The sequence below is a fragment of the Pseudomonas putida genome (assembly GCF_003228315.1).
GTDB classification, from domain to species: Bacteria; Pseudomonadota; Gammaproteobacteria; order Pseudomonadales; family Pseudomonadaceae; genus Aquipseudomonas; species Aquipseudomonas putida_S.
Genome location: NZ_CP029693.1, coordinates 6,257,417 through 6,279,196 on the forward strand (window position 1 = coordinate 6,257,417; position 21,780 = coordinate 6,279,196).

Consider the following 21,780-nt stretch of genomic DNA (forward strand, 5'->3'; position numbering starts at 1 on the left):
GTCGGTTCCCCGACCGGGCGGATCAGTTGATCACCGGCCATCGTCAGAGGTGTCTTTGCTGCTTACCTTGGGCGTGACGGCTTCAGGGGCGTCCTTGATGTTCACGGTGGCGGTCACCGACATGCCCGGACGGATCTTGCCGCGCAGTGGATTGTCGGCGGCAAACGTCAGTTTGACCGGAATCCGCTGCACGACCTTGGTGAAGTTGCCGGTGGCGTTGTCTGGCGGCAACAGGCTGAACTGCGCCCCGGAGGCGGCGAACAGGCTGTCGACCCGGGCTTCGATGGGTGTGTCGCCGTAAGCGTCGAAGGTCAGCTGGGCCTTCTGCCCGGGCTGCATGTGGCCGATCTGGGTTTCCTTGAAGTTGGCCTGAATCCAGATGTCTTCGTCGGGCACGATCGACAGCAGATAAGCGCCGGCCTGCACGTACTGGCCTTCCCGGGCCGCGCGCTGGCCGATCAGGCCACTGATAGGCGCGTGAATTTCACTGCGGGTGAGGTTCAGTTCAGCCTGTGCGAGATCGGTCTGGGCGTTGGCGATCTGTGCGTCGAGGCGTTTGATTTCGGCGCTCAACGCATTGACTTGCTGGCGCTGCGCTTGGGCATCGGCCTGGGCCTTGCTCAGCTGGGACCGGGCGATATGGGATTCGGCGGAGAGGGTGGTGACCCGTTCTTCCGACACGTAGCCGGGTTTGCGCAGGGTTTCTGCCCGGTTCAGATCGATCTGCGTACGACCCAGGCTGGCCTGGCTGGAGGCGACCTGTGCTTCGCTGGCGGCAATCAGGCTGCCTTGCTGGGTCAGTTTGCTCTGGGCTTGCAGGCGCTCGGCCTGGCGAGTGGCGAGCGTCGCGTTGGCGCGGTCGACGGCGAGGCGGAAATCATCGCCTTCGAGCCGGATCAACAGCTGGCCTTTCTCGACGTGCTGGTTGTCCTGCACCAGCACCTGATCGATACGCGCGCCCAATTGGCTGGAAACGCGGGTGATCTCGCCCTGGACATACGCGTTGTCGGTGCTTTCATAAAAGCGTCCCTTGAAGAACCAATGGGCGAAGAAGCCCCCGGCAATCAGCAGGACAATCAACAGGAAAACGGACAGGCGACGCTTGAGTTGGGCAGGCATGGGGCAAACTGTAGTCGAGGATATGTAAGGAAAGTTATCAGCAGGTGAATCTGGCATACAGCCGATAAGCGGTAAATGCCATCGCTTGATATTTGGCCATTCACCGCATCATACGGGCATTCCAGACGCAATCTTGGCCTAAATGCCCTGTTCGCTGGAGCGGGGTGGGGGTCGCCTGTTACCATTCGCGGCTTGATTGTTTCTTTGCTTTTCATTCTTTTCGAGACACGCCATGACCACCGTCCGCACTCGCATCGCGCCATCGCCTACCGGGGATCCTCACGTAGGTACCGCTTACATCGCATTGTTCAACTACTGCTTTGCCAAGCAGCACGGCGGTGAGTTCATCCTGCGGATCGAAGACACCGACCAGTTGCGTTCGACCCGCGAGTCCGAACAGCAGATTTTCGACGCCCTGCGCTGGTTGGGTATCGACTGGAGCGAAGGCCCGGATGTGGGCGGCCCGCACGGTCCTTACCGTCAAAGTGAGCGTGGCGACATTTACCAGAAGTACTGCCAGCAACTGGTCGACATGGGCCATGCCTTCCCGTGCTTCTGCACCGCCGAAGAGCTGGACCAGATGCGCGCCGAGCAGATGGCGCGCGGCGAAACCCCGCGTTACGACGGCCGCGCGCTGTTGCTGTCCAAGGAAGAAGTGGCCCGTCGTCTGGCCGCTGGCGAGCCGCACGTAATCCGCATGAAGGTGCCAAGCGAAGGCGTCTGCGTGGTGCCGGACATGTTGCGTGGCGACGTTGAAATCCCGTGGGATCGCATGGACATGCAGGTCCTGATGAAGACCGACGGCCTGCCGACCTACTTCCTGGCCAACGTGGTCGACGACCACCTGATGGGCATCACCCACGTATTGCGCGGCGAAGAATGGTTGCCATCGGCGCCGAAGCTGATCCTGCTCTACGAATACTTCGGTTGGGAACAGCCGGAACTGTGCTACATGCCGCTGCTGCGTAACCCGGACAAGAGCAAGCTGTCCAAGCGCAAGAACCCGACTTCGGTGACGTTCTACGAGCGCATGGGCTTCATGCCCGAGGCCATGCTCAACTACCTGGGTCGCATGGGCTGGTCGATGCCGGACGAGCGCGAGAAGTTCTCGCTGCAGGAAATGGTCGAGAACTTCGACCTCAAGCGCGTTTCCCTGGGTGGGCCGATTTTCGACATCGAGAAGCTGTCGTGGCTCAATGGCCAGTGGCTGCGTGATCTGCCGGTGGAAGAGTTCGCCGCGCGGGTGCAGAAGTGGGCATTCAATTCCGAATACATGATGAAGATCGCGCCGCACGTACAGGGTCGCGTCGAGACATTCAGCCAGGTTGCACCGCTGGCCGGGTTCTTCTTCGCCGGTGGCGTGAATCCGGATGCCAAGCTGTTCGAATCGAAGAAGCTCTCGGGTGATCAGGTCCGTCAATTGATGCAGTTGATCCTCTGGAAGCTCGAAAGCCTGCGTCAGTGGGAGAAGGACAGCATCACGGCGACGATTCAGGCCGTGGTCGAATCGCTGCAATTGAAACTGCGTGATGCCATGCCGCTGATGTTTGCCGCGATCACCGGGCAAGCCAGCTCGGTGTCGGTGCTCGATGCGATGGAAATCCTCGGCCCGGACCTGACCCGTTTCCGCTTGCGCCAGGCGATTGACCTGCTGGGCGGCGTGTCGAAGAAAGAAAACAAAGAGTGGGAAAAGCTGTTGGGCGCGATCGCCTGATACGCGACATGAAGGACTGATGGCCATTTTGCGCGCCTGTTGCTGGGCGCAGAGCGGCCATCAGGCCCCGGATTTTCGGGGGGAGGGCGGTAAGTGATTGTAATGCCGACAAAAAATTTCAAATATTTTGAAAAATAAGTTTGACAGCCTTTCGATACGCCCTTAAGATTCGCCCCGTCCTCAGCGATGACATCAACGATGAGGGGCTATAGCTCAGCTGGGAGAGCGCTTGCATGGCATGCAAGAGGTCGACGGTTCGATCCCGTCTAGCTCCACCAATTTACACTTCAAGGTCTGGCCACACCGGCCTTGAAGCGATCAACACTCAGCGTTGATCAGTTGTATAGAAGGGTTTGCGTCCCCTTCGTCTAGTGGCCTAGGACACCGCCCTTTCACGGCGGTAACAGGGGTTCGAGTCCCCTAGGGGACGCCAGTTTTACAGAAGCGATGTTGCAAGATGTCGCTCCGCCGAGAGGCGAAAAATCCGGGGCTATAGCTCAGCTGGGAGAGCGCCTGCATGGCATGCAGGAGGTCAGCGGTTCGATCCCGCTTAGCTCCACCAATTTACAGTTCAAGGTCTGGCCACACCGGCCTTGAATCGATCAGCTCTCAGCACTGATCAGTTGTATAGAAGGGTTTGTGTCCCCTTCGTCTAGTGGCCTAGGACACCGCCCTTTCACGGCGGTAACAGGGGTTCGAGTCCCCTAGGGGACGCCACGTTTACCCGCTCTGCGGGATTTTATAAGGGTCATTCAATTATTGAATGGCCCTTTTGTTTGTCTGGCGTTTGGCCAATTCCCCCAATTTCTCTCAAACTGTTCTTCAGACCAGCGGTCACATCCACGGCTTGCAGAAAATTATTATGAGAATAATATTCTAGTCGTAATATTCGGAGGCAACGATGAACGATAAAAAAGCTCAAACCCGCGAACGCATTCTCAAGGCCGCCAGTGCAGCGCTGATCCAGCGTGGCCCGGCAGAACCGAGCGTGGGCGAGGTGATGGGCGCGGCCGGCCTGACCGTCGGCGGCTTCTATGCACACTTCGAAAGCAAGGACGCAATGATGCTGGAGGCGTTCAAGCAGCTGCTGGGTCGACGTCGTGACTTGATTGCCGACATGGATGCCGAGTTGACCGGTGAAGAGCGGCGCGCCCTGGTCGCTGCGTTCTATCTGTCGCGCAAGCACCGTGATTCCAGCGAGTCTGCGTGTCCGATCCCGGCCTCGATCGGCGAGCTCGGACGTCTGCCCGAGACGTTTCGCATCGCCCTGAATGAACACCTGGAACTGATGGTCGCGCAGTTGGCGAACAGTCCCGAAGACATCGACAAAGCCCTGGCCGACATGGCCCTGATGGTGGGCGGCCTGGCGCTGGCACGAGCGCTGGGACCGGGTGATTTATCCGATCGATTACTGCGCGCAGCCAAGTCGGCGGTGCGTTGACCTGAAGGCAAACAGCCTGGGGAGAGAGCGATGAGCACGTTGAAATGGGTTCGTGGCGTTAATGGCACCTTGGGTTGGTTTGCTCCGAAACTGGTCGCAAGCAAAATGCGCCTGGCGTTCATGACGCCACGCAATTTTCAACCGCGTGATTGGGAATTGCCGCTGCTGGCCAGGTCCGAACGGGTCACTTTGCGTTTCGGCCTCTCCGCCTTGCGTTGGGGGCAGGGGCCGACGGTATTGCTGATGCATGGCTGGGAAGGTCGTCCGACGCAATTTGCCAGCCTCATTACCGCGCTGGTCGATGCCGGCTACACCGTGGTTGCCCTCGATGGCCCGGCACACGGTCGTTCGCCGGGAACCGAGGCGAATGTCGTGCTGTTCGCCCGCGCCATGCTGGAAGCCGCCGCCGAATTGCCACCGCTGCAAGCGGTCATCGGCCACTCCATGGGCGGCGCCAGTGCCATGCTGGCCGTGCAGTTGGGCCTGCGTACGGAAACCCTGGTCAGCATTGCCGCGCCGGCGCGAATTCTTGGTGTATTGCGCGGTTTCGCCCGTTATGTCCGGCTGCCACCGAAAGCCCGCTCGGCGTTCATCCGGCAGGTCGAGAAAGATGTCGGCATGCGCGCAGCGACCCTGGATGTTGCGCACTACCAACTCGACATGCCTGGTTTGATTGTTCATGCCGAAGACGACGATTTCGTTCCGGTCAAAGAGTCGCAATTGATCCACGAAGCCTGGTTCGACAGTCGGCTGTTGCGTCTGCAGGAGGGCGGTCATCAGCGAGTGCTCGCCGACCCCCGGGTGATTGATGGCGTGTTATCACTGCTGGCCGGTCGCAGCCTGCAATCGCGCCAATCGGCCTGAGCATCCGTTACACTGCGCCGGTCGACATCATCTGACCGGGAGTGGGGCATGGGCTGGGATCGGGCAACGCCATTTATCATTGATCTGCAAGTGGCCGCCGAAGACATCGACGGTCTGGGGCACGCCAACAACGCGGTGTACGTGACCTGGCTGGAGCGCTGTGCCTGGCGCCATTCGCAGCGCCTTGGCCTGGATCTGACTGAATACCGCCGGCTGGACCGGGCGATGGCGGTGGTGCGGCATGAGATCGACTACCTCGCAGCCGCCTATGAAGGTGACGAACTGCAGATGGCGACCTGGATCGTCGATTGGGACCAGCGCCTGAAAATGACCCGTCATTTCCAGCTCAAGCGCCCCAGCGACAACGCGACGTTGTTGCGCGCGCAGACCACCTTTGTCTGCATCGAACTGTCCACGGGCAAGCCCAAGCGCATGCCGGCGGAGTTCATCGAGGGCTATGGTCCGGCGTTGCTGTCGCAAAATCCGGAAGCAGCCAAAAATCTAATGTAGGAGCGAGCCTGCTCGCGATAGCGTGTATCGGTCGACATCAATTTTGAATGTCCGGCCGCCATCGCAAGCAGGCTCGCTCCCACAAGGGAATCTGCGATGTTCTGCAGATTCCCTCCGAAACCAGTAAACTGCCCCCCGTTTTTCGTCGAGTGTGTTTTTCATGCAAATTGCCCTGGCGCCCATGGAGGGGTTGGTCGACAACATCCTGCGCGACGTGCTGACCCGAGTGGGTGGTATCGATTGGTGCGTGACCGAGTTCATCCGGATCAACGACCAACTGCTCACGCCTGCCTATTTCCACAAGTTCGGTCCTGAATTGCTCACCGGTGCCCGCACGGCGTCCGGCGTGCCGTTGCGTGTGCAACTGCTCGGATCGGACCCGGTGTGCCTGGCGGAAAACGCCGCGCTGGCCTGCGAGTTGGGTTCCGAGGTCATCGACCTGAACTTCGGCTGCCCGGCCAAGACGGTCAACAAGTCTCGTGGTGGCGCGGTGCTGCTCAAGGAACCCGAGCTGTTGAACCAGATCGTCGAGCATGTCCGTCGTGCCGTCCCCGCGCACATTCCAGTCACTGCAAAAATGCGCCTGGGTTTCGACAGTCCAGACGGTTCACTGGTCTGTGCCACGGCGCTGGCCGAAGGGGGCGCCGAGCATATCGTGGTCCATGCGCGGACCAAGACCGACGGCTACAAGCCACCGGCGCACTGGGAGTGGATCCCGCGCGTGCAGGACGTGGTCAAGGTGCCGGTGTTCGCCAATGGCGATATCTGGAGCGTCGAAGACTGGCGCCGTTGCCGCGAGATCAGCGGCGTGGAAGACATCATGCTCGGTCGCGGCCTGGTGTCGCGTCCTGACCTGGCCCGGCAGATTGCCGCGGCGCGGGCCGGTGAAGAGGTCGTCGAGATGACCTGGTCCGAGCTGCTGCCACTGATCCAGGATTTCTGGCTGCAAGCCGTGGCGCAGATGACACCACGCCAGGCACCGGGTCGCCTGAAGCAGTGGCTGGCGATGCTGACCCGCAATTATCCCGAGGCCGTAGAGCTGTTCAGCGTCCTGCGTCGTGAGACCGAGCTGGATCAGGTTTCCCGATTGCTGGGTTTACAGGTGGCTGAAGCCGCTTGAGAAAAATCTGAAAAAAATCTCTTGAAATGCAATCTGCGGTCCCTATCTAAGGGTTACGCGATGCCGAATTCGGGTCGCGGAGACAAAAACCTTGCTGATTGTTTTCAGGAGATTTGAACCATGACTACCGCATTTTCCCTGGCGCCTCTGTTCCGTTCCTCGGTGGGCTTCGATCGTTTCAACGACCTGTTCGAAACCGCCCTGCGTAACGAGCCTGGCAGCTCTTACCCTCCCTACAACGTCGAAAAACATGGCGACGATCAATACCGCATCGTCGTGGCGGCAGCCGGTTTCCAGGAAGAAGACCTGGAGCTGCAAGTGGAGAAGGGTGTGCTGACCATCAGTGGCGGCAAGCGTGATGCCAGCGAAGGCGTGACCTTCCTGCATCAAGGCATCGCCCAGCGAGCCTTCAAACTGTCCTTCCGCCTGGCGGACCACATCGAAATCAAGGCCGCGGACCTGCGCAACGGTCTGCTGAGCATCGACCTGCTGCGGGTCATCCCGGAAGAGGCGAAAGCCAAGCGCATCCCGATCAACGGGGCGCAAAAACCGGCTCTGCAACACTAAGCCGGAACAGTAAAAAAGGGCGCCATTGACGCCCTTTTTTGTGCCTGTGTTTTAACCCGCGTTTGCGTGGTACGTGTATGGCGGAAAGATAACAGTCAGCCATCGGCGATTGATTAAAAAAGCGCCCGCATAACGAGTATGCGGGCGCAGAAAACCCGGCCCTGTGATCGGGAAGAGGAGCCCGGGGTGTTACACAGGAGAATGATCGGCTGCCAGCGATCATTCTTCGGCGAGACGGGGTGCATGACCGCTTGCCGATTGCGTGGGGTTCAATTTACGGATTGGCCGGGAGGGTGTCACTTGTACAGAGGGTCAGTGGGTTTATGTGTGGGTTTAACCGATTCATACACAGGTATGACGGGCGCCAGGAGCCTGTAGGAGCAAGGCTTGCCCGCGATGGCGATCTCACGGGCCCCATCGCGGGCAAGCCTTGCTCCCACAGAAAAGCGGATCGCCTGCTGAGATCACCTCAGCAGTTTTTGGAACTCTTCCACCGGCAGCGGCTGGCTGTGCAGATACCCCTGATAGAAATGGCAACCCAACCCTTGCAGGAACTCCAGCTGTTCAGGCGTCTCCACGCCTTCGGCGATCACCTTCAATTCCAGGCTGCGGGCCATGGCGACGATGGCGCGGATGATTTCGGCGTCGTTGGGGTCGGTGGTGGCGTCACGAATGAACGACTGGTCGATTTTCAGGGTGTCGACCGGCAGGCGCTTGAGATAGGTCAGTGAGGAATAACCGGTACCGAAGTCATCCATGGCAAAGCTCACGCCGAGTTTTTTCAGGCGGCGCATTTTGCTGATGGTGTCTTCCAGGTTCTGGATGACGATGCCTTCGGTGATCTCCAGTTTCAGCATCGAGCTGGGCAGGCCGTAATGGGCGAGGCTTTCTTCGATGTGTTCGACGAAGTCGTTCTGGCGGAACTGCCTCGGACTGATGTTCACGCACAGGCTGAAGTCGTGCGGGTCCACCAGACCGTTGGCAATCAATTGCCTGAACGCCTGGCAGGCCTCATCGACGATCCAGGTGCCGACCTCCAGGATCAGGCCGCTGTCCTCCAGCACCTTGATGAACTCGGTAGGTGATTGCGCGCCGAGTTCCGGATGGTTCCAGCGCACCAGGGCTTCGGCGCCGACGATACGATTTTCCCGGGCATCGAGTTGTGGCTGGTAGTGCACGCGAAACTCGCCCCGCGACAGGGCCAGGCGCAGGTCGGTTTCCATGCGCAGGCGCTCGCTCGCGGCCTTTTGCATGGTGTTGTGGTACATCTGCGCGGTATTGCGCCCCGAATCCTTGGCTCGATACAGCGCAATGTCGGCACGCTTGAGCAGGTCGGTCGGCGTGGAACCGTGGTCGGGAATCAGAGCGATGCCAATACTCGGCGTCACTTGCAGGCGCTGGCCGTCGAGGAACATTGGCTCGGACAATAATTCGCGCAAGGTGTCGGCCAGCTCCCGCACCTGGAGGCTGACATCGTTGCGCGAACCTTCGAGGCCGCTGAGCAGTACCACGAATTCGTCGCCGCCCAGACGCGCGACGGTGTCTTCCATGCGCACGCTGGCTTCCAGGCGCGCGGTGATGATTTTCAGCACGGTATCGCCCACCGGGTGGCCGAGCGAATCGTTGATGTGCTTGAAGTGGTCAAGATCGAGGAACATCAGCGCGCCGCGCAAGTTGTGGCGCTTGAGCAGGGCGATCTGCTGGCTCAGGCGATCCATCAGCAGCGCGCGGTTGGGCAGGTTGGTCAGCGGGTCGTGGTAGGCCAGGTGACGGATCTGCGCCTCGGCGTTTTTCAACAGGCTGACATCCCGGGCGGTCAGCAACAGGCAGGCGGTTTCATTGAGGGTGATCGGTTCCACCGAGACTTCGACCGTCAGCAACTCCCCGCGCTTGTTGCGCCCTAGCATTTCCAGGTGATGCACCCGGCCCTTGATCTGCAGTTCGGCCAGCAGCGCCGAGCGCTGTTTTTCTTCGGCCCAGATGCCGACCTGATACACCGTACGGCCGATCACTTCGTCGGCGCGGTAACCGGTCAGACGGCAGAAGCCATCGTTGACCTCCAGATAGCGCCCGGTGTCGCGTTCGGTGATGGTGATGGCGTCGGGGCTGGAGTGGAACGCCTTGGCGAATTTCTCTTCGCTGGCCTTGAGTGCCGCCTCCGAGCGTTGCTGCTGGGTGATGTCGCGCAGGGTGGTGACGATGCATGGCTGCTCGCCGACGCTGATCTGGCGGCTGGAAATCACGCAGGTCAGCAGTTGCCCGTCCTTGTGCTGGACAATGATCGCCACGTTGTTCAGCGCCTGTTCGCGGATCACCTGCTCGATGCGTTGCAGGCTCTTCGCCGAGGCGTCCCACAGGCCGATTTCGTCGGCGCTGCGGCCGATCACATCGCCGGTGGTCCAGCCGAAGGTCTGGGTGAAGGCTGAGTTGATCTCGATGAACTGGCCGGTTTCCTGGTGGGTCACGCAGATCGGGTCCGGGCTGACCTGAAACAGGGTGGCGAATTTCTCTTCGGAAGCCACCAGGCGCTGTTCGCGTTCCACCTGATCGGTGATGTCGAGCAAAGTGCCGGCCATACGCAAGGGCATGCCGTTTGCGTCGCGATACAACCGCGCGCGGCTTTCCAGGTAGCGGGTGCTGCCGTCGGGCAACTGAACGCGGTAGGTCAGTTGATAGTTGCCCGCCGGGCCTTCGCGCAGGCTGCGGTAGGCATCGCGCATGGTGTCGCGTTCGTTGCCGGGCACGCCTTCGAAAAACTCTTCGAAGGATTCATGGAAAGGTTTGGCCTCCAGCCCGTGCAGCTGTGCGGCGCGAGCCGAGCCATAGAGCATGCCGCTGGGAATGTGCCAGTCCCAGGTGCCCAGTTGTGCCGAGTCCAGCGCCAAGTCGAGGCGCTCCTGGCTGTCCTTGAGCGCCTGATCGGCGGCTTTGCGCTCGGTGGTGTCGAGGAACGTGCTCAGCAGATAGGGCTGGCCCTCCAGTTCGACCTTTTGCGCGCTGAGAATGCCGTCGTGAACTTGCCCGTTGCTGGCGCGGAACTGCACTTCCATGCTGATCAGGTCGCCCTTGGCCTTGGTGGCCTTGACCAGTTCCGCTCGCTGCTCAGGGTGCACCCACAGCCCCAATTCCAGGGTGGTACGACCGATGGCTTCCTGCACCGGCCAGCCGAACAGGCTTTCGAAATACTGGTTGGCTTCGGTGATCAGCCCGTCATCCTGGCGAGTCAGCAGGACCATGTTCGGACACAGGTGAAACAGCGTGGCGAATCGCTTTTCCGAGCTGCTGAGCGCCTGTTCGCGCTGGCGCTGGTGGGTGATCTCGCGAATTACGCCGATCATCCGTGGCCGGCCGTTTTTGTCCGGCAGCAGGCTGCCGTTGATTTCCAGCCAGTGCAGGCTGCCATCGGGCCAGCGAATGCGGTGATGCATCGCCTGTTCCAGCGGTGCGCCGGCAATCACCGCATGGAAGGCGCGTACGGTTTTTGCCCGGTCTTCGGGAGGCAGCAAATCAAGGTATTCCAGGTCCGCCGGCAGCGGCTGGCGAGGATCGAATCCGAACAGTGCCTGTGTGCCACGCGACCAGCTGATCTGACCGCGCTCGATATCCCAATACCAGGCGCCCAGACGCGCGCCGTTCAGGGCAGCCAGCAATTGCGGGGCGCTTTCCCAGCTCTGCTCGGAGCGCTGGGGATCCAGCGCCTGAATACGCGGCATCGGCGGAATACGGTCAACAGATTTCGGCATTGGCAAGCCTGTACTGATGTGGGCGTTTTGTGCGGGATTTCGCGGCTCTATAGGAGTAGCACAAGTTAGCCTTGAGTCCCTGGCAGATCGATCTGCGCATCCAATAGGGCCATGAAGGCCCGTGCTGCGTTCGACAGCGTCCGTTCTGTGTGCAGGATATAGCCTAGCTGGCGAGACAGTTGTATGCCCGGCAAAGGTATTCGCGCAACCTGATCATCGAGCATGGTGCGCGGCAGGACGCTCCAGGCCAGGCCGATCGACACCATCATCTTGATGGTTTCCAGGTAGTTGGTGCTCATGGCGATGTTCGGCGTCAGGCCCTGGGCCTCGAACAGGCGCTGGACGATATGGTGGGTGAAGGTGTTGCCACCGGGAAACACCGCCGGGTGGCGAGCGATGTCCGCCAGGCTGACCTTGCCGTTTTGCAGCAGCGAATGCTCCGGGGCCACGACAAAGTCCAGCGGGTCGTCCCATACCCGAGTGGCCGCGACCAGGGCGTGGGGTTCCGGGGCCAGGGTGATGACGGCCAATTCCGCACGGCCGTGCAGGATTTCCTCGTAGGCCACTTCCGAATCGAGAAACTGAATGTCCAGCGCGACATCCGGGTAGCGGCGGGTGAACTCCCTTAATAAAGGTGGCAGTCGATGCAGGCCGATGTGGTGACTGGTGGCCAGGGTCAGACGACCGGTCACTTCCCCGGTGAGGTTGGTCAGTGCACGGCGCGTATCATCAAGGACATTGAGAATCTGATAGGCCCGGGGCAGCAGGGCACGGCCGGCTTCAGTCAGGCCGACTTCACGACCCAGTCGGTCGAACAGTCGCACCTTCAATTGCTGTTCCAGCCCGGCGATACGTTTGCTGATGGCGGGTTGGGTCAGGTGCAGTCGCTCACCGGCACCGGAGAAGCTTCCGGTCTCGGCGATGGCAATAAAGGCATTGAGGTTGGCCAGATCCATGTCGCATTCCAGTTAGTTATCCAAAGCATAAAAAATATGAATTTGAGTTATTTAATCTAACCCCATAGGATCAGCCTCACAAGCCAAAGGGTTATTGAAACCGTCAAAACCCGGGGCATAGAAACAAGCTGATGAGGAAACCGTCTGATGGCCGGCAAAACGCTCTACGACAAGCTCTGGGATTCGCATTTGGTCAAGCAGCGCGACGATGGCTCTGCCTTGATCTACATCGATCGTCACATCATTCACGAAGTGACCTCGCCGCAAGCCTTTGAAGGCCTGCGTCTGGCCGGGCGCAAGCCTTGGCGCATCGATGCCAACATCGCGACCCCGGACCACAACGTACCGACCACCCCTGAGCGCAAGGGTGGCATCGAAGCCATTGCCGATCAGGTCTCGCGTTTGCAGGTCCAGACCCTCGACGATAACTGCGATGAATACGGCATCGTCGAATTCAAGATGAATGACGTGCGCCAAGGCATCGTCCACGTCATAGGCCCGGAGCAGGGTGCCACCTTGCCGGGCATGACCGTGGTCTGCGGCGACTCCCACACCTCGACCCACGGCGCGTTCGGTGCTCTGGCTCACGGTATCGGCACTTCCGAGGTCGAGCACGTGCTCGCCACCCAGTGCCTGGTCGCCAAGAAAATGAAGAACATGCTGGTGCGCGTCGAAGGCCAATTGCCGTTCGGCGTGACCGCCAAGGACATCGTCCTGGCCGTGATCGGCAAGATCGGCACCGCCGGCGGTAACGGCCATGCCATCGAGTTCGCCGGCAGCGCGATTCGCGACCTGTCCGTCGAAGGCCGCATGACCATCTGCAACATGTCCATCGAGGCCGGCGCTCGCGTGGGTCTGGTGGCGGCTGACGAAAAAACCGTGGCCTACGTCAAAGGCCGTCCATTCGCCCCGAAAGGCGCTGAGTGGGATTTGGCGGTCGAAGCCTGGAAAGACCTGGTGTCCGATGCCGATGCGAAGTTCGACACCATCGTCGAGCTCGACGCGACCCAGATCAAGCCGCAAGTCAGCTGGGGCACTTCGCCCGAGATGGTGTTGGCTGTGGACCAGAACGTGCCGGATCCGGCCAAGGAAATGGACCTGGTCAAGCGCGGTTCCATCGAGCGTGCCTTGAAGTACATGGGCTTGACCGCCAATCAGGCGATCACCGATATCCAGCTGGACCGCGTGTTCATCGGTTCCTGCACCAACTCGCGGATCGAAGACCTGCGTGCTGCTGCCGTCATCGCCAAGGGCCGCAAAGTGGCCTCGACCATCAAGCAGGCCATTGTGGTGCCGGGCTCGGGTCTGGTGAAGGCGCAGGCGGAATCCGAAGGACTGGACAAGATTTTCCTCGAAGCCGGTTTCGAATGGCGTGAGCCGGGTTGCTCGATGTGCCTGGCGATGAACCCGGACCGTTTGGAGTCGGGCGAGCATTGCGCTTCCACTTCCAACCGCAACTTCGAAGGCCGTCAGGGCGCCGGTGGTCGTACTCACCTGGTGAGCCCGGCCATGGCCGCCGCAGCCGCTGTTAACGGTCGTTTCGTCGACGTCCGTGAATTGATCTAAAGGAGCGCAGCATGAAAGCTTTTACCCAGCACACTGGACTTGTCGCGCCTCTGGATCGTGCCAACGTCGATACCGATCAGATCATTCCGAAGCAGTTCTTGAAGTCGATCAAGCGCACCGGTTTCGGCCCGAACCTGTTCGACGAATGGCGTTACCTGGATGTCGGCCAGCCGTATCAGGACAACTCCAAACGCCCGCTGAACAAGGACTTCGTCCTCAACGCCGAACGTTATCAGGGTGCCAGCGTGCTGCTGGCCCGTGAGAACTTCGGTTGCGGCTCCAGCCGCGAGCACGCGCCGTGGGCGCTGGAAGAGTACGGGTTCCGCAGCATCATCGCGCCGAGCTACGCCGACATCTTCTTCAACAACAGCTTCAAGAACGGCTTGCTGCCGATCATCTTGAGCGACGAAGAAGTCGATGAGCTGTTCAAGCAGGTCGAGACCGAGCCGGGCTACCAGTTGCAGATCGATCTGCAAGCCCAGACCGTGACCCGCCCGGACGGCAAGGTGTACAGCTTCGAAATCGACGATTTCCGCAAGCACTGCCTGCTCAACGGCCTGGACGATATCGGCCTGACCTTGCAGGACGGCGATGCGATTGCGGCGTTTGAAGCCAAGCATCGTGCGAGCCAGCCGTGGTTGTTTCGCGACGCGTGATTGATCCGAAATTGATGCAGTAAGGGCCGGCCTCATCGCGAGCAAGCTCAGCTCCCACAGATTATGTGAACACCACAGACCCCTGTAGGAGCAAAGCTTGCTCGCGATGGCGACAGCCCAGGCACCACAAGGCTAAACCCCAAAAAAAGGAAATTCCCATGACCAGCACCGCCCAGCACAGTCAGGTAGTCCAGAAACAATTCGGTGAACAGGCCGCGGCCTACCTGAGCAGCGCCGTCCACGCTCAAGGCACTGAATTCGCACTGCTACAGGCTGAACTGGCAGGGCAGGGCGATGCCCGTGTGCTGGACCTGGGTTGCGGTGCGGGCCACGTGAGTTTCCAGGTGGCCTCGCTGGTCAAGGAGGTGGTGGCCTACGACCTGTCGCAGCAGATGCTCGACGTGGTGGCCGCCGCAGCCGTCGATCGTGGCCTGAGCAATATTTCCACGGTCAATGGCGCAGCCGAGCGCCTGCCGTTTGCCGACGGTGAGTTCGACTTCGTGTTCAGCCGTTATTCGGCTCATCACTGGAGCGATCTCGGCTTGGCCCTGCGGGAAGTGCGTCGGGTGTTGAAGCCTGGCGGCGTGGCGGCGTTCATTGACGTGTTGTCACCGGGCAGCCCGCTGTTCGACACTTACCTGCAAAGCGTCGAGGTGCTGCGTGACACCAGTCACGTGCGCGATTATTCCGCCGGCGAGTGGTTGCTCCAGGTCAGCGAGGCGGGGTTGCATACCCGCAGTACCACCCGTCAACGGTTGCGTCTGGAGTACAACTCCTGGGTTGAACGCATGCGCACGCCTCAGGTGATGCGCGCGGCAATCCGCGAATTGCAGCAGTCGATGGGCAACGAAGTACGCGAATATTTTGAGATCGGGGCCGATGGGTCGTTCAGTACCGATGTGTTGGTACTGTTCGCCGAGAAATGAGCCCCAATCGATAGACTTTTTCCGGGCGCGCCCACGGGCGCACCGACTGATGACATGAGGAAAGCATGAGCAAGCAGATTCTGATTCTCCCAGGTGACGGTATTGGCCCGGAAATCATGGCCGAAGCGGTCAAGGTGCTGGAATTGGCCAGCGACAAGTTCGCCCTGGGCTTCGAGCTGAGCCACGATGTGATCGGTGGCGCGGCCATCGATAAGCACGGCGTGCCGCTGGCCGATGAAACCCTGGAGCGTGCCCGCGCTGCCGATGCCGTGCTGCTGGGCGCCGTTGGCGGCCCGAAATGGGACACCATCGAGCGTGACATCCGCCCTGAGCGCGGTCTGCTGAAAATCCGTGCGCAACTGGGCCTGTTCGGCAACCTGCGTCCGGCGATCCTGTACCCGCAACTGGCCGAGGCTTCGAGCCTGAAGCCGGAAATCGTTTCGGGTCTGGATATCCTGATCGTTCGTGAGCTGACCGGCGGTATCTACTTCGGCGCGCCACGCGGCACCCGCACCCTGGACAACGGCGAGCGTCAGTCCTATGACACCCTGCCGTACAGCGAAAGCGAAATCCGTCGCATCGCCCGTGTCGGTTTCGACATGGCCATGGTGCGCAACAAGAAGCTGTGCTCGGTGGACAAGGCCAACGTTCTGGCGTCCAGCCAGCTGTGGCGTGAAATCGTCGAGGAAGTGGCCAAGGATTACCCGCAGGTCGAACTGAGCCACATGTACGTCGACAACGCCGCCATGCAACTGGTGCGTGCACCGAAGCAGTTCGACGTGATCGTCACCGACAACATGTTCGGCGACATCCTGTCCGACCAGGCCTCGATGCTCACCGGTTCCATCGGCATGCTGCCGTCGGCGTCCCTGGACACCAACAACAAGGGCATGTACGAGCCTTGCCACGGTTCCGCGCCAGACATCGCAGGCCAAGGCATCGCCAACCCGCTGGCGACCATTCTGTCGGTCTCGATGATGCTGCGTTACAGCTTCAATCAGCAGGCCGCGGCCGATGCCATCGAGAAAGCCGTCAGCCTGGTGCTGGATCAGGGCTTGCGCACGGGCGACATCTGGTCGGCCGGTTGCACTAAAGTCGGTACGCAGGAAATGGGTGACGCAGTAGTCGCCGCGCTGCGGAATCTGTAATCTCTCGGGCCCGCTGCTGATTTCACCCCCGAAAGCAGCGGCCCACTTTTCAAGAAGGTGTAGTTGCGATGAAACGTGTAGGTCTGATCGGTTGGCGCGGTATGGTCGGTTCCGTGCTCATGCAGCGGATGCTGGAAGAGCAGGATTTCGATCTTATCGAGCCGGTGTTTTTCACCACTTCCAATGTCGGTGGCCAAGGCCCGTCCGTGGGCAAGGACATTGTTCCGCTCAAGGACGCTTACAGCATTGAAGAGCTGAAAACCCTTGACGTGATCCTGACCTGCCAGGGTGGCGACTACACCAGCGAAGTGTTCCCCAAGCTGCGCGAAGCCGGCTGGCAGGGTTACTGGATCGACGCCGCTTCCAGCCTGCGCATGCAGGATGACGCGGTCATCGTCCTGGATCCGGTCAACCGCAAGGTCATCGACCAGCAGCTGGATGCGGGCACCAAGAACTACATCGGCGGCAACTGCACCGTCAGCCTGATGCTGATGGGCCTGGGCGGCCTGTTCGAAGCCGGTCTGGTGGAGTGGATGAGCGCCATGACCTATCAGGCGGCCTCCGGTGCCGGCGCGCAGAACATGCGTGAACTGATCAAGCAAATGGGTGCGACCCACGCTTCTGTCGCCGAGCAACTGGCCGACCCGGCCAGCGCCATCCTCGACATCGACCGTCGTGTGGCCGAAGCCATGCGCAGCGACGCGTACCCGACCGAGAACTTCGGCGTACCGCTGGCCGGCAGCCTGATCCCTTGGATCGACAAGGAACTGCCAAACGGCCAGAGCCGCGAAGAGTGGAAGGCCCAGGCCGAGACCAACAAGATCCTCGGTCGCTTCAAGAGCCCGATCCCGGTGGACGGCATCTGCGTGCGTATCGGCGCGATGCGCTGCCACAGCCAGGCGCTGACCATCAAGCTGAACAAAGACGTACCGATGGCCGATATCGAAGGCCTGATCAGCCAGCACAACCCTTGGGTCAAGCTGGTGCCGAACAACCGCGATGCAAGCATCCAGGAGCTGAGCCCGAACAAGGTCACCGGCACCCTGAACATCCCGGTTGGCCGTCTGCGCAAGCTGAACATGGGCTCGCAGTTCCTCGGCGCGTTCACCGTCGGCGACCAGCTGCTGTGGGGCGCGGCCGAACCGCTGCGCCGCATGCTGCGGATCCTGCTTGAGCGTTGATCGTTTGATGCTGTGAAAGAACCCGTGCCTTGAAAGAGGTGCGGGTTTTTTTATGGTTTTGGATTCGTCAGTGCTGCCGTCATCGCGAGCAAGCTTTGCTCCTACAGGAGGCGGTGCTTTTGATTTTGTAGGAGCAAAGCTTGCTCGCGATGACGCCGGCTCTGGCATCACAGATCCCCGCCGAATTGCCTGCATGCCCCCCACCCGGTAAAGTGCCGCTCCCCCCGTTTCGCCAGAGGTAGAACCATGACCCAGTCCTTTGATATTGCCGTGATCGGCGCCACCGGTACTGTTGGCGAAACGCTGGTGCAGATTCTCGAAGAGCGTGACTTCCCGATCGGCAACCTGCACCTGCTGGCCAGCAGCGAGTCCGCCGGCAGTTCGGTGCTGTTTCGCGGCAAGAACGTGCGGGTGCGGGAAGTCGACGAGTTCGACTTCAGCAAGGTGCAGCTGGTGTTTTTCGCTGCCGGCGCGGCGGTGACCCTGAGTTTCGCCTCCCGTGCCACGGCGGCCGGTTGCTCGGTCATCGATCTGTCGGGTGCCTTGCCGGCGGATCAGGCGCCGCAGGTGGTGCCGGAAGTGAATGCCCAGGTGCTGGCCGGCCTGAAAAAGCCGTTCCTGGTCAGCAGCCCCAGCCCGTCGGCCACCACGCTGGCGGTGGTCCTCGCACCGTTGCTGGGTTTGCTCGACCTGCAACGCATCAGCCTGACGGCAAGCCTGGCCATGTCGACCCAAGGGCGTGAAGCGGTGACCGAATTGGCGCGTCAGACCGCTGAACTGCTCAACATGCGCCCGCTGGAACCGAAATTTTTTGATCGGCAGGTGGCTTTCAACCTGCTGGCCGAGGTCGGCAAGCCGGACGAACAAGGCCACACGATGCTGGAAAAGCGCCTGGTGCGAGAGTTGCGTCAGGTGGTGGCGCTGCCTTCATTGAAGATTTCTGTCACTTGCATTCAAGCCCCGGTGTTTTTTGGCGATAGCCTTAGCGTGACCCTGCATTCGGCAAGTGCGATCGATCTGGCCAAAGTCAACACCGCGCTGGACGATGCCCCGGGTGTCGAACTGGTGGACGCCGGCGATTACCCGACTCCGGTGGGCGATGCGGTAGGGCAGGATGCGGTCTACGTTGGTCGGGTGCGCCATGGTATCGACGACCTGTCGGAACTAAACCTGTGGCTGACGTCAGATAACGTACGCAAGGGCGCCGCGCTCAATGCTGTGCAGCTGGCCGAATTGTTGATAAAAGACGGTCTGTAAAAGATACTTGGCAACAGTTTTTTTCAATGATTCCGGGCGAGTGCCATGCTTGCCGGGAATGCTGAAGGCAAGCCACCCTGTGGGGCTTTCCGGGGCATGCAGCAAACGATCGCGCGCGACGAACTTTCGCCGCCGCGCGCAATGCCTTACGGCAGCGGCAATCAATATCTTCTCGCTGGCCGAGGAATGTTCAAACTAAGGATGAGCTATGGTTCAAGTTCGCAAACTGGTGTTAGCAATAGCGGCCGCCTCGGCGCTGTCCTCCGGTATGGCGCATGCCCTCGGGCTCGGGGAACTGACCCTGAAATCGGCGCAGAACCAGCCGCTGGTGGCGGAAATCGAATTGCTCGACGTCAAGGAACTCACCGCTGCCGAAGTGGTGCCGAGCCTGGCCTCGCCTGAAGATTTCGCCAAGGCGGGTGTCGACCGCCAGGCGTTTCTCAACGACCTGACGTTTACCCCGGTGCTGAACCCCGGCGGCAAAAGCATCCTGCGTGTGACCTCCAGCAAACCGCTCTCCGAACCGATGGTGAAATTCCTGGTTCAGGTGATGTGGCCCAACGGTCGTCTGCTGCGCGATTACAGCGTGCTGCTCGATCCGTCCAAATTCTCTCCGCAAACCGCCGAGGCGGCCGCGCAACCGGCGCCACAGACCGGCACCACGCCTGTCACCGGTGCGACCAAACCGTCCCAGTACACCACCACGCCGCGCGATACCCTGTGGGAAATCGCCGCGAAGGCGCGCAATGGCGGGTCGATCCAGCAAACCATGCTGGCCATCCAGGCGCTGAACCCGGATGCCTTCATCGATGGCAACATCAACCGCTTGAAAACCGGTCAGGTCCTGCGCCTGCCGGACCAGGCGCAAAGCACCAGCCTGCCGCAACCCAAGGCAATCGCCGAGGTGGCTGCGCAGAACACGGCGTGGCGTCAGGGTCGTCGTTATGTCGCCAAGCCGGGCACGGGGCAGCAGCAACTCGATGCCACCAACCGTGGCACCGGTGAGGTGCTGCCGACGCAGGTTGCTGGGGATAAGCTGAGCCTGGTCTCTGCCCAGGCCGGTGCCCGTGGCAAGGGGGCGGCAGGTGATGCCAAGGCCTTGAGCAACAAGCTGGCGGTCACCCAGGAAAGCCTCGACACGACCCGTCGTGACAACGAAGAACTGAAAAGCCGCATGGCCGATCTGCAAAGCCAGCTGGACAAGCTGCAGCGCCTGATCGAGCTGAAGAACAATCAATTGGCCAAGTTGCAGGCCGAAGGCGCCTCGGGTGCGCCGGCAGCTACCGCTGCAGCGCCGACAATCACGGCTGAACTGGCTGCTGCTCCTGCACCAGTGCCTGCCGAACCCGCGCCTGCAACGCCAGCCGCTGCTACTCCCGAAGTTGCGCCGGCTCCGGCCGAGCAACCGGTCGAACCGACACCGGCAGCCTCCGATGAGCAGTCATTCAACGAGTTGCTGACCAACCCATGGTTGTTGGGTCTGGCCGGTGGCGGGGTTGTTGTGGCGCTGCTGTTGCTGCTATTGCTGGCCCGTCGCCGCAAGGCTCAGCAGGAAGCCGAGAAGCATCTGCGCATGGCGCGTGCCCTGGCCGAGGAGCAAGCGTTCTCCGGGGATCTCGATCTGCCGGAAAGCAGCTTCGAAGGTCTGGAAGTGCCACCGCCAAGCGTGAAGTTGGCCACCGCGCCGGCTCCTGCGCCAACTCCAGCGCCTGCTCCAGCACCGGTGGTTGCTCCGGTAGTGGTGATGCCACCGATCGCTGCACCGTTGGTTGCGCCGGCCGCCGAACGTTCCAGTGATGTATTGGGCCAGGCTCAGTCGCACATTGATGCCGGTCGTCTGAATCAGGCTGCCGCATTGCTGGAGGAGGGCGTCAAGCTCGAGCCGCAACGCAGCGATGTGCGCCTGAAACTGATGGAGGTTTACGGCCAGCAGGGCGACCGCGACGCATTCGTCACGCAGGAACGTCAATTGGTGGCCAACGGCGATAATTTTGCCCAGGTCGAAAAACTCAAGAGCCGTTTCCCGGCAATGGCGCTGGTCGCCGCCGGTGGCATCGCTGCTGCGGCTGCCGCTGCCGAGTTGGACGCGCAGTACGTCAAGGACCTGCTGCTGGACGAGCCGCAAGCGCCGGCACCGGAGCCGGAACCTGTCGATGACGATTTCGATAGCGCCTTCGATTTGAGCCTGGATGATCTGGACAACATCGCTCCAGTCGCTGCAGTTCCGGAGGTCACCGTTCCTGAAGCCGTTGCCGCAGTGCCGGCTCCAGAGCCTGAAGAGACGACCCTGGACGAGTTGGAAGATTTCCCGCTGGACGACGATTTGAGCTTTGATTCGGTCCTGCAACAGCAGACTGAAATCAGGGAAAACCTCGACGACCTGTCGGAGTTCGACCTGGATATGGATCTGGGGGCCGAGCCTTCGCCGGCGATTCTGGCCGAGGACGATTTCCTGCTGAGCCTGGATGACGACGTCAAGGACCTGCCCGTTGCCGAAGCACCGGCGGCACCGGAAGTCGCCCTGGACGATCTGGAGCTGCCAGCTGATTTCGACTTGTCCCTGGCGGAGGAGATGGATGCTCCAGTCGAGCCGGATGCCTTTGCTTCCGAGCTGGATGACGTCAACGCCGAGCTGGATCGCCTGTCCCAGAGCATCAGCGAACCTACTTTCACCGTAGACGACGCCCTGGCGACCGTGGATGACGAGCCGGAATTCGATTTCCTGTCCGGTACCGACGAAGTCGCCACCAAGCTCGATCTGGCTCAGGCCTACATCGACATGGGTGACAACGATGGTGCCCGGGACATCCTCAATGAAGTGGTGAGCGAGGGTGACGATGGGCAGAAGAGCGAGGCCAGGGAGATGCTTTCGCGTCTGGCTTGAGTGATTGATTCGTTGTAAGCAAAGCGGCAGCCCGATAAGGCTGCCGTTTTTGTTTCTGCCGTTGGTGAGGCGGCGTTTGTGAGAGCCTCATCGCGGGCAAGCCCGCTCCCACAGTGATTTGCGCCCTA

Annotated in this window: 16 protein-coding genes and 4 tRNA genes; 17 read left to right on the plus strand and 3 right to left on the minus strand. The window is 60.8% G+C overall.

The features are described from left to right. Positions 1 to 30: 30 nt before the first annotated feature. The gene (locus DKY63_RS29280) at positions 31 to 1,119 is read right to left on the minus strand and encodes an HlyD family secretion protein (RefSeq protein ID WP_110967316.1); all 1,089 of its coding nucleotides are present in this window, start codon (positions 1,117 to 1,119) and stop codon (positions 31 to 33) included. A gap of 232 nt (positions 1,120 to 1,351) precedes the next feature. Between DKY63_RS29280 and gltX the strand changes: the two genes are divergently transcribed. From gltX to DKY63_RS29330, 10 genes are all read left to right on the plus strand, one after another. Beyond that, a complete protein-coding gene (gene gltX / locus DKY63_RS29285) occupies positions 1,352 to 2,833 on the plus strand; it encodes a glutamate--tRNA ligase (protein ID WP_110967317.1) in 1,482 nt (493 codons plus the stop codon). A gap of 202 nt (positions 2,834 to 3,035) precedes the next feature. Beyond that, positions 3,036 to 3,111: transfer RNA gene (locus tag DKY63_RS29290), tRNA-Ala, on the plus strand. Positions 3,112 to 3,190: 79 nt separating this feature from the next. Next, a tRNA-Glu gene (locus DKY63_RS29295) sits at positions 3,191 to 3,266 on the plus strand. A gap of 53 nt (positions 3,267 to 3,319) precedes the next feature. Beyond that, positions 3,320 to 3,395, plus strand: a tRNA-Ala gene (locus DKY63_RS29300). A gap of 79 nt (positions 3,396 to 3,474) precedes the next feature. Next, positions 3,475 to 3,550: transfer RNA gene (locus DKY63_RS29305), tRNA-Glu, on the plus strand. A 184-nt stretch (positions 3,551 to 3,734) separates the two neighbouring features. Continuing rightward, on the plus strand, positions 3,735 to 4,274 hold the full coding sequence (locus DKY63_RS29310) for a TetR/AcrR family transcriptional regulator (protein ID WP_110967318.1): 540 nt from the start codon (positions 3,735 to 3,737) through the stop codon (positions 4,272 to 4,274). A gap of 30 nt (positions 4,275 to 4,304) precedes the next feature. Continuing rightward, positions 4,305 to 5,138 carry an alpha/beta fold hydrolase gene (locus tag DKY63_RS29315; protein ID WP_110967319.1) on the plus strand — a complete coding sequence of 278 codons (834 nt, stop codon included), beginning with the start codon at positions 4,305 to 4,307 and terminating at the stop codon, positions 5,136 to 5,138. 48 nt (positions 5,139 to 5,186) lie between these two features. Continuing rightward, positions 5,187 to 5,648 (plus strand): acyl-CoA thioesterase, encoded by a 462-nt coding sequence (locus DKY63_RS29320; RefSeq protein WP_110967320.1) that lies wholly within the window; start codon positions 5,187 to 5,189, stop codon positions 5,646 to 5,648. Between the two features lie 160 nt (positions 5,649 to 5,808). Then, complete coding sequence (locus tag DKY63_RS29325; RefSeq protein WP_110967321.1) at positions 5,809 to 6,768, plus strand: tRNA dihydrouridine synthase; 960 nt, start codon at positions 5,809 to 5,811, stop codon at positions 6,766 to 6,768. Positions 6,769 to 6,888: 120 nt separating this feature from the next. Beyond that, positions 6,889 to 7,335, plus strand: coding sequence for an Hsp20 family protein (locus DKY63_RS29330; RefSeq protein ID WP_110967322.1), 447 nt, complete (start codon positions 6,889 to 6,891; stop codon positions 7,333 to 7,335). A gap of 464 nt (positions 7,336 to 7,799) precedes the next feature. Here the strand turns inward: DKY63_RS29330 and DKY63_RS29335 are convergent, their stop codons facing one another. Both DKY63_RS29335 and DKY63_RS29340 read right to left on the minus strand, forming a co-directional pair. After that, positions 7,800 to 11,078: a PAS domain S-box protein gene (locus DKY63_RS29335; RefSeq protein WP_110967323.1), complete on the minus strand. Its 3,279-nt coding sequence runs from the start codon at positions 11,076 to 11,078 to the stop codon at positions 7,800 to 7,802. Positions 11,079 to 11,143: 65 nt separating this feature from the next. Then, complete coding sequence (locus DKY63_RS29340; RefSeq protein WP_110967324.1) at positions 11,144 to 12,034, minus strand: LysR family transcriptional regulator; 891 nt, start codon at positions 12,032 to 12,034, stop codon at positions 11,144 to 11,146. 147 nt (positions 12,035 to 12,181) lie between these two features. On the opposite strand from DKY63_RS29340, the gene leuC reads away from it, so the two are divergent. From leuC to DKY63_RS29375, 7 genes are all read left to right on the plus strand, one after another. Beyond that, complete coding sequence (gene leuC, locus DKY63_RS29345; RefSeq protein ID WP_110967325.1) at positions 12,182 to 13,600, plus strand: 3-isopropylmalate dehydratase large subunit; 1,419 nt, start codon at positions 12,182 to 12,184, stop codon at positions 13,598 to 13,600. 11 nt (positions 13,601 to 13,611) lie between these two features. Continuing rightward, the gene (gene leuD / locus DKY63_RS29350) at positions 13,612 to 14,256 is read left to right on the plus strand and encodes a 3-isopropylmalate dehydratase small subunit (protein ID WP_110967326.1); all 645 of its coding nucleotides are present in this window, start codon (positions 13,612 to 13,614) and stop codon (positions 14,254 to 14,256) included. A gap of 158 nt (positions 14,257 to 14,414) precedes the next feature. Further along, positions 14,415 to 15,182 (plus strand): class I SAM-dependent methyltransferase, encoded by a 768-nt coding sequence (locus DKY63_RS29355; protein WP_110967327.1) that lies wholly within the window; start codon positions 14,415 to 14,417, stop codon positions 15,180 to 15,182. 65 nt (positions 15,183 to 15,247) lie between these two features. Further along, entirely contained in the window at positions 15,248 to 16,330 is a 1,083-nt protein-coding gene (gene leuB / locus DKY63_RS29360) for a 3-isopropylmalate dehydrogenase (RefSeq protein WP_110967328.1), read from the plus strand. A gap of 68 nt (positions 16,331 to 16,398) precedes the next feature. Further along, a complete protein-coding gene (asd, locus tag DKY63_RS29365; protein ID WP_110967329.1) occupies positions 16,399 to 17,511 on the plus strand; it encodes an aspartate-semialdehyde dehydrogenase in 1,113 nt (370 codons plus the stop codon). Between the two features lie 246 nt (positions 17,512 to 17,757). Then, positions 17,758 to 18,768, plus strand: a complete 1,011-nt coding sequence (locus DKY63_RS29370; RefSeq protein WP_110967330.1) for an aspartate-semialdehyde dehydrogenase — start codon at positions 17,758 to 17,760, stop codon at positions 18,766 to 18,768. 208 nt (positions 18,769 to 18,976) lie between these two features. Next, positions 18,977 to 21,652 carry a FimV/HubP family polar landmark protein gene (locus DKY63_RS29375; RefSeq protein ID WP_110967331.1) on the plus strand — a complete coding sequence of 892 codons (2,676 nt, stop codon included), beginning with the start codon at positions 18,977 to 18,979 and terminating at the stop codon, positions 21,650 to 21,652. Positions 21,653 to 21,780: the final 128 nt, after the last annotated feature.

Coding starts and splice junctions, on each gene's coding strand:
- DKY63_RS29280 (WP_110967316.1), bottom strand. CDS start 1,119: ATGCCTGCCCAACTCAAGCGTCGCCTGTCCGTTTTCCTGTTGATTGTC.
- gltX (WP_110967317.1), top strand. CDS start 1,352: ATGACCACCGTCCGCACTCGCATCGCGCCATCGCCTACCGGGGATCCT.
- DKY63_RS29310 (WP_110967318.1), top strand. CDS start 3,735: ATGAACGATAAAAAAGCTCAAACCCGCGAACGCATTCTCAAGGCCGCC.
- DKY63_RS29315 (WP_110967319.1), top strand. CDS start 4,305: ATGAGCACGTTGAAATGGGTTCGTGGCGTTAATGGCACCTTGGGTTGG.
- DKY63_RS29320 (WP_110967320.1), top strand. CDS start 5,187: ATGGGCTGGGATCGGGCAACGCCATTTATCATTGATCTGCAAGTGGCC.
- DKY63_RS29325 (WP_110967321.1), top strand. CDS start 5,809: ATGCAAATTGCCCTGGCGCCCATGGAGGGGTTGGTCGACAACATCCTG.
- DKY63_RS29330 (WP_110967322.1), top strand. CDS start 6,889: ATGACTACCGCATTTTCCCTGGCGCCTCTGTTCCGTTCCTCGGTGGGC.
- DKY63_RS29335 (WP_110967323.1), bottom strand. CDS start 11,078: ATGCCGAAATCTGTTGACCGTATTCCGCCGATGCCGCGTATTCAGGCG.
- DKY63_RS29340 (WP_110967324.1), bottom strand. CDS start 12,034: ATGGATCTGGCCAACCTCAATGCCTTTATTGCCATCGCCGAGACCGGA.
- leuC (WP_110967325.1), top strand. CDS start 12,182: ATGGCCGGCAAAACGCTCTACGACAAGCTCTGGGATTCGCATTTGGTC.
- leuD (WP_110967326.1), top strand. CDS start 13,612: ATGAAAGCTTTTACCCAGCACACTGGACTTGTCGCGCCTCTGGATCGT.
- DKY63_RS29355 (WP_110967327.1), top strand. CDS start 14,415: ATGACCAGCACCGCCCAGCACAGTCAGGTAGTCCAGAAACAATTCGGT.
- leuB (WP_110967328.1), top strand. CDS start 15,248: ATGAGCAAGCAGATTCTGATTCTCCCAGGTGACGGTATTGGCCCGGAA.
- asd (WP_110967329.1), top strand. CDS start 16,399: ATGAAACGTGTAGGTCTGATCGGTTGGCGCGGTATGGTCGGTTCCGTG.
- DKY63_RS29370 (WP_110967330.1), top strand. CDS start 17,758: ATGACCCAGTCCTTTGATATTGCCGTGATCGGCGCCACCGGTACTGTT.
- DKY63_RS29375 (WP_110967331.1), top strand. CDS start 18,977: ATGGTTCAAGTTCGCAAACTGGTGTTAGCAATAGCGGCCGCCTCGGCG.